Raw genomic sequence first — 12,192 nt, forward strand, 5'->3', positions numbered from 1 at the left:
CCCTGATCCCCGGCTTCTTTTTCCGGTATCAGTTCTCTATGGTTCGGTCTGATTTGAACTCGTGGAGATATCTGAATGGCCTCTGCTACCCGTGCCGGGCATCGCTGGCTGAAGTGGGTTGGATTTCTGGTTGTACTGTGCGCTTTGGCTTTCGCTGCCTATTGGTATGCCCGCAACGGTAACGGCAATGAGCCGGCGTTGAATACCGTGGCGGTGAGCCGAGGGGACATCCAGAATCTGGTTTCGGCCACCGGCGTGCTTGAACCGAGTAATTATGTGGATGTGGGTGCACAGGTTTCCGGTCAGCTGGAGCTGATTCACGTAAGAGTGGGCCAACCCGTTAGCACTGGCGATCTGCTGGCGGAAATCGACCCTACCGTGTATGTGGCGAAAGTGGATGCCACCCGCGCCCAGCTGAAGAACCAGCAGGCCCAGTTAGCCGATCGCAAGGCCCAGCTGCGGCTGGCGGAGATCCAGTTCCAGCGCCAGCAGAACCTATGGCGCGAAGACGCGACCACACGGGAATCCCTGCAGACCGCCGAAGCATCTTTAGCGTCCGCCCGGGCGCAGTTGGCCATGCTTGAAGCCCAGATTGAACAGACCTCCTCTACACTGCGGGCCGAGGAAGCCAACCTGGGTTATGCGCGAATCTATGCGCCCATGGACGGGACCGTGGTCTCTATTGAGGCCCGCCAGGGACAAACCCTGAACGCGAGCCAGACCGCGCCGTTGCTTATGCGCATTGCCAACCTGAGCACCATGCGGGTGCGTGCCCAGGTGTCCGAGGCCGACGTCGGCAAGCTGCAACCAGGCATGCGGGTGTACTTCACCACACTCGGCGATGCCGAGCATAAGCTCTATGGAGAGTTGCAGTACATTGAGCCAACTCCCGAAGTAACCAACAACGTGGTGCTCTACAACGCCCTGTTTACGGTCGATAACCAGGAGGGGCGGTTGTTGCCCCAGATGACCGCCCAGGTATTCTTTATCCAGGATGAGGCGCTGAATGTATTGCGGGTGCCGGTCAGTGCGGTGGCGAGAAACCAGGTCAAGGTCCTGGATGCAAAAGGGCAGCCACAGATTCGGGACATCGAAACCGGCATCAGCAACCGGGTATACGTGGAGGTGCGGTCCGGGGTGAGCGAGGGTGACCAGGTCGTGCTCGCAAACCGGGATCCACGGGCCGCTCAGGGTGATGGCAGATCTGCCTTTCGGGGTATGCTGAGATGAGTCCGCGGCCGTTGATTGAGCTTCATGGCATTACCCGATCCTTTGGTGAGGGTGAACTGGCGGTTCCTGTACTCAAAGGCATTGATCTGAAGATCTGGCCCGGTGAGTTTGTGGCTATTATGGGGCCATCGGGCTCCGGCAAGTCTACCCTGATGAACATCCTCGGCTGTCTGGATCAGCCCAGCGCTGGCCAGTACCGATTCGATGGCAGGGACGTATCCGCCCTGGACCGGGACGAACTGGCACTGCTTCGGCGTGACGCCTTTGGTTTTGTATTCCAGAGTTACAACCTGCTGCCCGGGATGACTGCCCGTGAGAATGTGGAGATCCCCGCCATTTACGCCGGAATGGCGCCGGCCGAGCGGCACGCAAGGGCAGAACGGTTACTCACCGGGCTTGGGCTGGGCGAGCGGCTGTCGCACAGGCCGGCACAGTTATCGGGTGGTCAGCAACAGCGAGTGTCTATTGCTCGGGCCCTGATGAATGGCGGCCAGTTGATCTTCGCAGACGAACCGACCGGTGCTCTGGACAGCAAAAGCAGCCAGGAAGTGATCCGGCTGTTAACCGATCTTTCTGAGCAGGGCCACACCATTATCCTGATCACCCACGACCCCGATGTGGCAACCGTGGCTCGACGGCAGATTCGCATTGCCGATGGTGAGATTGTTGAGGACACCGGCGCAGAAGTGCCCTCGGTCCCGATGCCAGCAACCGACCAGAATGGCCGTCGCCGTTCCCGCCTTGGCGACTGGCAGGAAGCCCTGAAAAGCGCGGTGCGTTCCCTGCACAGTAACCTGTTTCGGACGGCGTTGACCCTGCTTGGCATCGTAATCGGGGTTGCCTCAGTGATCACCATGCTGGCGATCGGGGAGGGGGCCCGAAAGGATGTGGTCGACAGAATCAGCACCATGGGCAGTGATCTGCTGCTGGTGCGCCCCGGTGGGCCCGATCAGCGGGGTGGGCGCTGGAGCGTGACCACGCTGGTACCATCTGACTTCAAAGCAATCAATGAGATAGAGGGTATTCTTGCAGCAATACCTGAACTGACTGGCGGCCAGACGCTGCGCTATTCCAACCGGGATCACTCGGCCGAGATCAATGCCACCTCCTTCCGCTTCCCGGTTGCCCGCCAGTGGCCTATCGTTGAAGGCACCTTCTTCAGCGCCGAGGATGAAGCCAGCTATGCAGCTGTGGCGGTACTCGGCAAAACCACCGCCAACGCCCTGTTTCCCGACGAAAGCCCTCTCGGCAAACACCTGATGGTTAACAACGTGCTGTTTCAGGTGATTGGTGTGATGGATGAAAAAGGCGCCTCTCCCATGGGGCAGGACCAGGACGATGTGGTGTTTGTTCCCTACACCACGGGCAGCCTGCGCATCTTCGGGCAAACACACCTGCGCAACATCACCGTGGCTGTCGCCGATATCGATCGTATGGATGAGATCGAAGCCCTCATCCACGACACTCTGATGGCCCGCCATGGTATTGAGGACTTTACTATCCGCAACATGGCTTCATTGATTGAAACCATTTCGGAAACCCAGAATACACTCACCTGGCTGCTGGGCTCTATTGCAGCAATTTCCCTGCTTGTGGGTGGTATCGGGGTTATGAATATCATGCTGGTGAGCGTCACCGAACGTACCCGCGAGATCGGTATTCGCATGGCCACCGGTGCCCGGGCATGGAATATCCTGCAGCAGTTTCTGACCGAGGCCTGGCTGGTATCGGCCATTGGCGGGTTGATTGGTGTTGTCATCGGCATTGCGGCAACCCGGATTATTGGCTCACTGGGAACACCTATTCACATGACGCTGCTACCCATGGCTCTGGCCTTTGGTTGCGCTTTTGCCACGGGCCTGCTGTTCGGATTTCTGCCCGCCCGTAAGGCCGCCCATCTGGACCCTGTTCATGCACTGGCCTCGGAGTAATGTTATGAGCGTTCGCCATATTGCACTGGTGTCGGTGTTGTTGACCGGCTGTGCCGGCTTTCAGCCACAACCCATCGAGCGGCCGGTGAATCCGCCGGCCCAGTGGCACATCGGGGCTGGCGCCGGCGAAGCGGTTGGTGCGCGTTGGTGGTATACCTTCGATGATGAAGAACTCAACCGTTTAATAGACCGGGCACTTTCGAATAATCCGGATCTGGCTGCCACCGCTCAGGCAGTGATTCAGGCAGATTTGCAGTTGCGCAACGCCGGAGCTGCCTTGCTGCCGACCCTTGGTGCGTCGGGGAGCACGGGTAAGCAGGCAAGCGAGGCCTCCGGTCAAGATCGTGTCACCAGTGGTTCGAGTAGCCTCGGGCTGTCGGTTGACTACGAGCTGGATCTCTGGGGTCGCCTATCCGCCGCGGAAGCCGGGGCTCTCGCTGGTTTCCAGGCCTCGGAGTATGACTATGACGCCGCCCGAATGACGCTGGTGGCCTCGGTAGCCAGTACCTGGTTCGAATGGCAGGAGTTGCAGCAGCGCGTGGATATTGCGCGTCGGAATCTGGAACTGGGTGAAAAAACACTGGCCCTCGTCGAGGCCCGGTATCGTAACGGTGTGGCCGATCGCTCGGAATTGTCCCGCCAGCAAACCTCCGTACTGAACCTGAAGAATGCGGTGCCTCCACTGGAGTATCAGGCCCGGCAACGGTTAGCGGCTTTGCGGCTACTGACCGGGGATTATCCGTTTACGGAAGAGATTCCGGAGGCTGGGCTACTTGCGGTTCAAGTGCCGGAGATCAACCCGGAAACGCCGGCCAGCCTGGTTACCCGAAGACCGGACCTGGCGGCTGAGGAGGCTCGGCTGATGGCCGCCAGTGCGGACGTCGAGCAGGCCAGGGCGGCCTTGATGCCATCGGTGTCGCTCAGCGGCGCGGTTCGCTTCTCTACCAACAGCTTTTTAAGCCTGGCAGACCCACTGCAAACCGCCAATGGCCTGCTTGCCCTCAGCCAGACTCTGTTTGATGGAGGCCAGCGTCGCAACAATGTGGCCATTTCGGAATCCCGGCGGGTGGCTTTGTTGGAGAATTACCGTGCCAGCCTGCTCTCGGCATTCCAGGAAGTCGGGGATGCACTCGACAGAGAAGCGCTGTACCTGGGTCAGGAGCAGCGGTTACAGAGTATTTTGACTCAGGCGGAAGAGACCTTACGGTTGACCGAAGTGCGTTACCGGGAAGGGGCAGATGACCTGCTCACCTTGCTGGAAAGCCAGCGAACCGTATTTGATGCCCGGCAGCAACTCAGTCAGGTGCGGTTGAATCGGCTGATTGCAGCGGTGGATCTGTACAAGGCGCTGGGAGGCGGCTGGCAGGCCGATCTTCAGGAGAGAGAAACGGCAGAAGCTACGGCGCCGGCTGAGGCAGTTCGCCCTCTATCAGAAACTGGTCCAGGCTGAATTCGTAAACCTGTTTACTGCCATCCGGTTCCGACAGGCTCATGGACACCTGGCTGGGCGACGTCACGGCAATCAGTTTTTGATAACTTCTGGGTGCGGCGTCCCGGAACACGCTGGCATTAAACAAGGCCACATTGACGCCCTCAACGCCGTTGTCTGGATGATACGGAAGAGCGTAAAGGCCGGCTTGCAGGGCGCGGGCTGAGAGAAACTGGAAGGCGCCCACTTGCAGGCTACGCATGTCGGTACCCACAGCCTGGCTTTCCCGGTAGCTGACTGGATCTGTCAGCGTATAATGAAGATCCTGCCAGTGTTCAGACTGCAGCCGAACACCTCGTTCCGTGCGGAATCGGGCGCTGAACACCGTGTGCAAGGTGGTTAACGGGCGCTTGAACGGGGTTTTCAGGTGGCTCATGAACACAAACCGGTAAAACGCGGTTTCCGCCAGGGCAGCGGGAATGGCCATGGCTCCGTAAAACAGACTGGGTTCGAAATTGCGGCCAAAACGTGAGCCGTATTTCAGGGGTGGGTAGCGGAACGGGGTGGTCAGCAGGTAATGGCGTTTTCGTGCCGTGCCGGGCACCGGTGGTTTGTTGCTTTCCAGCAGTTCCTCCAGTCGATTCTGTTCCTGCATACTGTCTACGATGCGGGCCGTCGCGATGTCTTCCTGACTTTCCACCACCCGGAACAGGCTGCCTTGCAGCGGTGCGATGGACTGGGCAATCCGTTCCCGATAATTCAAATCCGCCCCCGCATGGCATCCAGGTAGTGAACCACCCGAACCAGGCCTTCCGTGGTCTGGATCATCTCTCTGGGTGTATCATCAAAATAGTGGTTGGGCGTGTTCAGCCAATGGGTCATGGCCTCCCGTTCACCGCCGGTCAGTGCATAGACGCTACGGTATAGCCGGATAAACAACAGTGCCAGTTCACCGGACTTGCTGGCCGGATCGATGCCGTCGCGGGTCAGACCTGTGCGGTTTCGGCCAACCACGGCTGCGATTTCCGCTTGTGGCAGACCAAAGGCTTTCGCCGCGTTCAGCAGAGCCTTGGACAGCAGAGCTTTATCGCTGGATTCCGGTGCTACGCGAACCGCTTCTGACATGCCCTGACCTCCCGTGATGAAATTTCATCAGTATAGGTTCTATTGAATAAAATGTCACCATCGGGGTTAGCGCGGGTAGCCAGTAATCTCCCGGATCTTTTTGTACAGTGGTTGCAGGCGGGGATACATATCCTGATAAACCTCCCGGTAGAGACGTTGATAAAGCGCAGATGCTTCCGGGTTGGGCTCGAATACCCGGCCGGTTCTGGTCATAGCCCGTACCGCCGTGTCGAAATCCGGGTGTAATCCCAGCCCCACGGCGGCATCAATAGCCGCTCCCAGTCCGGAGGTTTCATAGGTGTGCGGGCGTTCCGCCGGCAGGCCAAATATATCCGCCGTCAACTGCATGGCAGCATCACTCTGGGAGCCGCCGCCTGCTACTCGCAGCCGCTTGATAGCCTGGCCGCTGCGTTTCTCGATGCGTTCCTTGCCTTCCTTCAAGGCGTAGGCCAGCCCTTCCAGTATGGCCCGATAGACGTGAGCTCGTGTGTGCACGTCGCCAAAGCCGATAATGGAACCCTTGGCCTCCGGGCCTGGCTGTCGCACGCCGGGGCTCCAGTAGGGCTGCAGCATCAAACCCATGGAACCTGGCGGTACGGCGTTCACCAGTTCGTCAAACAGGGCTTCGGGTTCAATACCTTTCTGTTCTGCCAGCTTCTGCTCCCGCAGCCCGAATTCCCGTTTGAACCAGCTCACCATCCAGAAACCCCGATAGATCATGACTTCGGTGGAATAGTGGCCGGGCAGGGCAGACGGATACGGCGGCATGAACCGGGTGGGTTCCACATAGCGGGCATTGGTGGTGTTGATGGTGGCCGTGGTGCCATAGCTCATGCAGCCGGTCTCCGGAGACAGACCGCCGGAGCCGAGAATTTCGCAGGCTTTGTCCGATGCCGCGGCGATGACGGGCAGTCCACCCGGCAGGCCAAGGTGCGCCGCCGCCTCAGGCAGCAGGGTTCCGATCTGTTCACCAGGTGGTATCAGTTCAGGCAGCATTCCCGGGGTCACCGGCATCACTTGCCATTTGAAATCCCGGTGGCCGGCCCAGCACTGACGTTTATAGTCAAAGGGCAGGTAGCCCACCTGACTGCCAGTGGAATCCCGGTATTCACCGGTCAGTCGGTAATTCAGGTAGCCTGATAGCAGCAGGTACTTGTGGGTTTTCGCCCAGATATCCGGCTGATTCTGCGCAATCCAGTTCGCCTGGGTTTTTTCCCGGAATCGGCTGATGGTGTCTTCCAGGCGGGCAAGCTTGAACAGCCAGCCCCAGGGGCCTTTCACTGGCCCATCCACCTGCGCATGGCGCTGATCCAGCCAAATGATGGCGGGCCGCAGGGGCTTGCCCTCACGATCGAGGTTGACCACCGTGCCGCGTTGCGTGGTAACGGTCACGCCCACCACCTGCTGCGGGCGGGCGCTGGTGGTTTGCCAGAGTTGCTGGCAAGCAATGCCAAGGTTGTCCCAGAAGTACTCCGGGTGCTGTTCTGCCCAGCCCGGTTGCTCGGAAAAGTAAGGCTCGATTTCCTGCTTGCCCTTGCCCAACAAGTTACCCCGGGTGTCAAACAGCAGGGCGCGGATGCTCTGCGTGCCGTTGTCGATCGCCAGTATCAGTGGGGTCTCACGCATCCAGGGCATCCTCGCCCATCGGCAATTGATAGGCCTTACGGTAGGTTGCCAGATATCGCTCTTGCTCCTGATGCCAGCGGGCATCATCCCAGCCTAGCAGGCTCTGGCATCGGTTACGGATTTCAGGAAGCAAACTGGCCGCCCCGTCAGGCAGGACCAGCCCCAGGCGGGTACGTCGCAGCATCAGATCATCCAGATGCTGAACCTGTTCATGGCGACAGGCCCATTCCAGTTCGGCCCAGAGCACACCGGTGTCCGGGATTTCGGTGGCGTCACCGCTGGTCACGATTGACCGGCGGTGCGGGCCGTAATAGCCGCCCAGTCGATGCCAGGTCAGCGCCGGAATATCATCGGGTTTACGGTCTTTTGGCGTGGCTGTGAATACCCGTTGCTCGTCGCTACGAAGCCGATCTTCATGCTGATCACCCAGGGCCATGGCCAACGCCTGTCGTGCCATCTGGCGGAAGGTGGTGAGCTTCCCGCCGGCGATGCTGATCAGGCCATTGTCGTGCCGGATGGCGTGTTCCCGATTCTCCCGGGACGGAGCTTTACCTCCGCCGTCGGTGACCACAGGTCGAACGCCCGCCCAGGTGGACAGCACGTCGGCCCGTTCAATGGTCGCACCGGGGAATAAACGGGTGGCAATTTGCAGCAGATAATTTACTTCCCCGCCGGTGATGGCCGGCTCCTCGTTCAGATCTTTGGCGTGTTCGAGATCGGTAGTTCCCAGAACCGTGGCACCTGCCCAGGGGAAGGCAAATACAGGCCTTCGGTCATCCGGGTGCATCAGAGAAACCGCGCAGGTCACCGGCAGCTTGTGCCACGGAATGACCAGGTGACTGCCTCTCAGCGGTCGGATAGTGAGCGGGTGATCCGTCGCTGATTGTTTCTGCAACCGATCGGCCCAGGCGCCGGTAGCGTTAATAACGCATCGGGTATTGACCGTGATGGCGCTCTGCTTTGCATTTTCTTCGGCAGTCAGTCTTAATCCGCAGACAGTTCCGTTATCATCCCGGTCGACGGCGGTCGCGGCGACGTAGTTCAGGCACATGGCGCCGTCGTGGGAGGCTTCGGCAATCAGCCTTTGGACCAGGCGGGCATCGTCTGTCACCGCATCGGTAAAACGACTAGTGGCGCGCAGGTTGGCAGTATCGAGCCCCGGGGCCCAGTTCAGGGTTTCCGCTGGCGTATATTTCTGATGGCTGCGGGTGCCGGCCAGGCGGTCGTAAATGGCCAGCAGCATCTGTAACAGCCCGGGGCCCGGGAAGCTGCCTTTGTAGTGGGGCATCAGGAAAGGCAGTGGATCGACCAGTCCAGGCGCTTCCTGCAACATGCGTTCGCGTTCCCGGACGGCATCGCGGGTTAACCCGATGTGTCCGCTGGCCAGATAGCGAAGTCCGCCATGGACCATCTTGGAAGAGCGGCTGGAGGTGCCCCAGGCGAAATCTTTCTGCTCCACCAGCAACGTCTTCAAGCCGCTGCCCGCGGCTTCGCGGGCAACGCCGGCGCCGGTAATGCCGCCGCCGACCACTACCACATCGAAGGTCGGCGTTTCGCCCTTCAGGTTTTCCAGTATCTGTTGTCGATCCATGATCACTTCAATCCAGCAGAGTTTTGGGGTTCAGGCGCTGGTCCGGATCAAAGCTCTGGGTCAGCGAACGAATTGCACGCATACCCAGCTCTCCCTTTTCGACAGGGAGGAAGGGGGCATGGTCCTTGCCTACGCCATGCTGATGGCTGATGGTGCCCCGGTGCCGCACGATAAGGTCTGAGGTGGTGTTCTTCAGATGTTGCCAGCGGCTCAGGGTCTCGTCATAGCTATCCGCAACCCGGAAAACATAGGTTGTATAGATGGAACAACCCTGGCCGTAAAAGTGGGACAGGTGGGTAAATACGTGGGTTCGCTCGTTCCTGTCTGCCAGACTTTCCCTGAGATTGGTTTCAATCCGGTTCATCAGGGTATCAACGTTGTCCCAGTCGGTGGCGGTTTCCAGGGTGTCCACGGCGTAGCCCATTTGCCACAGGGCTTCGCGCAGGTAGGGCATGGTGAAGCGTTTCTCCGCCCACTTGGCGCCAAGTTTTGTGCCGGTATAGACCCCTTTGTAGTCACTGCAGAGTTTGCGGGCCTCCGCAAGTGCTCCCCGGCACTGGGCTTTGCTGCCGGTTACGCCAAAGGTCATCATGCATTTGCCGTCTTCCGCACCGCGGAAAGCCAGAAAACGTTCCAGTAGCCCGATCAGTTTCGGATGCCCGGCCAGTGCCAGCTGGGTTTCGGTTTCAATGGCGTTGCTCAGTCGTAGCATGGAAAGCTGAACCCGGTTCTGAACCAGCTTGCGAGCGGCGGTTCGGGCCTTGTCCCAGTCCGGGAAGAACACCACATGAAAGCTTTCCTGTTCAGGCAGACGGCTGATCCGGGCTTTGACCTCGGTAATCAGGCCCAGCCGGCCCTCGGAACCGAGGATCATTTCCCTGACATCCGGGCCGGCGCTGGAGGCCGGAATGGTGGGGATTGTCAGGGTGCCTTGCAGGGTTTCAATCCGGCCGCCGGCAAACAGCTGTTCTATGCGGCCGTACCGCAGTGACTGCTGGCCACTGGAGCGGGATGCCACCCAGCCGCCAATCGTGGAGAGCTCGAACGACTGAGGGAAGTGTCCCAGGGTATAGCCATGGGCTCTTAACTGGGATTCCACCAGCGGGCCGGGGGTGCCTGCTCCGAAGGTGGCGATCTGGCTCTCCCGATCCAGATCCATCAGGCGGTTAAGGTTCGCAAGGCTGACGGTCAGAACCGGTTTGCCCTGGTCTACCGGGTTGATGTGCCCAGCTACGCTGGTGCCACCCCCGTAGGGGATCAGTTGGATATCCTTGTCGTTGGCGTAATGGAGCAGGGCGCGTACATCGGTACTGGTGTTCGGGAAGGCCACGCCGTCCGGGAACTCGCCAATATCACCGCTGCGCATGGCCAGCCAGTCTGGCAGGCTTTGGCCCCGGGCGTGTCGGACCCGGGTTTCCGGGCTTCGGTCGATCAGGTCATCAACCTGTGGGTCTGAGGGCAACCGGGATTCCGGAACCTGCTCACAGGCTGCATGCAGGGTGATATCCGCCAGCGGGGAGCCGCCTCCCACACGATCTGTGAGAAAGGCCTGACCTTGCTCCGGTAATTCCAGTGAGAACTGTTCGTCACCCCATCCATTCCAGCGTCGCATTCTGTGCTGCTCCATCGTTTATCGAATTGCGGGCATTCTAACGGCTGGCCGGCCGTTACCAGTGTCAGAGAGCGACAAGCTCGCTGTCATTTACCGACAATCGGTACTCATAGCGCCTTCTTTTTAAGGGCGGAGGGCTTCGGTCAGCCTGTCGTTAAGATCCCGCCAATGCTCCAGCTTCCGGGCATCGCCAATTCTGGCATTGTCGCCGGATGTGCGGTTCAGCCACAGGCCTTCACCGTTGAAGCTGTATACCGGTTCCAGATCGTTTCTCTGGGATGCCGGTTTGATGTCATTGATCAGGTTGTCGAGAATCAACGGGTCGGAGCCCGGCGTTTTATACCAGGCCAGGACCATATGGGCCTGGTTCAACTCCAGTGCCTTGACGTAGATAATCCGGAGTTGGTCATCCGGGACGCCCATGGCCCTCAAGGTGAGGTACTTGGCGATGGAGAAGTCTTCACAGTCACCGCCGTTGGTGGTGAGCAACTCCACCGGCGTGGCCCAGTAGTCTTCCTGGCCCCAGTGGCGGATGTCGCTGACAAACGTCACCCGGTTGAAGAAGGAATTAACCAGCCGAAGCTGGCGATCTGTCGGAGCGTTGGCAGCCAGCGCGTGCAGGCGTTGCCAGTTCTCAAGTCGCTGGTGCGCGGCTTCGCCGAACTCTTCCAACACATAGGTCATCAGGCGGCTGCTTAGTTCAAGAGCGCTGACAACAGACACGGTAAGGATGAGGGGAAGCAACAGGGACTGGCAACGTGTGAGTCTGCTTGCCGCTTCCATGGCGGGCCTCAGTTGTTGTTCTGAAGCCGCTGGCGTAACTGTTCCAGCCGTTGACGAATTTCCTCTCGCCGCTGTTGCTGGTCGGCCGACGAGGCGCTGGTCTGGGGGCGTGCTCTCTGCACCTGAACCTCTTGCTGTGGGGGAGCTTCGTAAGCAGGCTCGTCATTGCTTGCGAAATCGACCCCGGAGCGATCTTCGGTCTCCGGGAAGTAGAGGTTTTCCAGTTTGCCGGATCGCTCAATGATGACCCGATTGGCAAACACAGTACGAAGCCTGGCATTTCCGGGCAGTTCATCACCTACCAGAAAGGCCTCGGTTTTGCCTTTGTCATCTTCGATCAGGGCGCTGCCGGGGAAGTCGCCGTCTGCTGCCAGGACACCACGCAGGGAGAGGCGCAGATTGGTTTCCGGCAGATTTTCTGTGTTGGTGTCTTCACTTTGCGGGGTGGCAGTCGCCGAGCCGAACACTTCCAGATCCGACAACTGAACATCAGGCACGGTTCTGGCCTGATCTGCACCTGTTGAAGCTTCCCGGGTCGGTTGGGGCGGGGTACGTTGGGTTTCATTCTGCCAGAACTGATAGCCTTGCCAGCCGGTCAGCGCCAGCATGGCCGTTGCTGCTGCTATGGCCAGAAGCAGCGGAGTCCTTCGATCAATTGCAAGCATTGTCGTTCCTGAATGCATTGGGAAATCGTAAAAAGCTCACAGGTTATCAGACTGCAATGAATTAGTGGCAGTATAGTGTATAGAGTTGTTCAGTGGTTCCCATTCCTGTGGTAGCCTTTTTGCTTACGCTGACAACGTGGAGGGCCGTCGTAATGGGTGGCCCCATAAGAACAATCAGTGACCAGACGGATTTAACGAGG

Annotated in this window: 10 protein-coding genes; 3 read left to right on the forward strand and 7 right to left on the reverse strand. The window is 59.2% G+C overall.

The genetic code is table 11. From position 1 onward, the window contains the following. The first annotated feature begins 75 nt into the window (after window positions 1-75). From ACAM27_RS10885 to ACAM27_RS10895, 3 genes are read left to right on the forward strand one after another with little or no spacing between them, the layout of a single operon-like run. Window positions 76-1,230 carry an efflux RND transporter periplasmic adaptor subunit gene (locus ACAM27_RS10885; protein WP_369611923.1) on the forward strand — a complete coding sequence of 385 codons (1,155 nt, stop codon included), beginning with the start codon at window positions 76-78 and terminating at the stop codon, window positions 1,228-1,230. Beyond that, window positions 1,227-3,161: a MacB family efflux pump subunit gene (locus ACAM27_RS10890; protein WP_369611924.1), complete on the forward strand. Its 1,935-nt coding sequence runs from the start codon at window positions 1,227-1,229 to the stop codon at window positions 3,159-3,161. The genes ACAM27_RS10885 and ACAM27_RS10890 overlap by 4 nt, the downstream gene beginning before the upstream one ends. 4 nt (window positions 3,162-3,165) lie before the next feature. Beyond that, window positions 3,166-4,611, forward strand: a complete 1,446-nt coding sequence (locus ACAM27_RS10895) for an efflux transporter outer membrane subunit (protein ID WP_369611925.1) — start codon at window positions 3,166-3,168, stop codon at window positions 4,609-4,611. Here ACAM27_RS10895 and ACAM27_RS10900 read toward each other — a convergent pair. From ACAM27_RS10900 to ACAM27_RS10930, 7 genes are all read right to left on the reverse strand, one after another. Next, the gene (locus ACAM27_RS10900) at window positions 4,559-5,353 is read right to left on the reverse strand and encodes an RES family NAD+ phosphorylase (protein WP_369611926.1); all 795 of its coding nucleotides are present in this window, start codon (window positions 5,351-5,353) and stop codon (window positions 4,559-4,561) included. The genes ACAM27_RS10895 and ACAM27_RS10900 overlap by 53 nt on opposite strands. After that, on the reverse strand, window positions 5,350-5,715 hold the full coding sequence (locus ACAM27_RS10905; RefSeq protein ID WP_369611927.1) for an antitoxin Xre/MbcA/ParS toxin-binding domain-containing protein: 366 nt from the start codon (window positions 5,713-5,715) through the stop codon (window positions 5,350-5,352). Before ACAM27_RS10905 ends, ACAM27_RS10900 begins: the two co-directional genes overlap by 4 nt. A gap of 66 nt (window positions 5,716-5,781) precedes the next feature. Further along, window positions 5,782-7,341 (reverse strand): FGGY-family carbohydrate kinase, encoded by a 1,560-nt coding sequence (locus tag ACAM27_RS10910; protein WP_369611928.1) that lies wholly within the window; start codon window positions 7,339-7,341, stop codon window positions 5,782-5,784. Then, window positions 7,334-8,932: a glycerol-3-phosphate dehydrogenase/oxidase gene (locus ACAM27_RS10915; RefSeq protein ID WP_369611929.1), complete on the reverse strand. Its 1,599-nt coding sequence runs from the start codon at window positions 8,930-8,932 to the stop codon at window positions 7,334-7,336. Before ACAM27_RS10915 ends, ACAM27_RS10910 begins: the two co-directional genes overlap by 8 nt. Before the next feature lie 7 nt (window positions 8,933-8,939). Further along, window positions 8,940-10,544 (reverse strand): FAD-binding oxidoreductase, encoded by a 1,605-nt coding sequence (locus ACAM27_RS10920; protein WP_369611930.1) that lies wholly within the window; start codon window positions 10,542-10,544, stop codon window positions 8,940-8,942. 123 nt (window positions 10,545-10,667) lie between these two features. Further along, window positions 10,668-11,327, reverse strand: coding sequence for a transglutaminase-like cysteine peptidase (locus tag ACAM27_RS10925; protein ID WP_183578147.1), 660 nt, complete (start codon window positions 11,325-11,327; stop codon window positions 10,668-10,670). Window positions 11,328-11,335: 8 nt separating this feature from the next. Beyond that, a complete protein-coding gene (locus ACAM27_RS10930; protein ID WP_011784840.1) occupies window positions 11,336-11,992 on the reverse strand; it encodes a type II secretion system protein N in 657 nt (218 codons plus the stop codon). Window positions 11,993-12,192: the final 200 nt, after the last annotated feature.

Origin of the sequence: Marinobacter sp. RI1 (assembly GCF_041155085.1) — a bacterium.
Taxonomy (GTDB): Bacteria; Pseudomonadota; Gammaproteobacteria; order Pseudomonadales; family Oleiphilaceae; genus Marinobacter; species Marinobacter nauticus.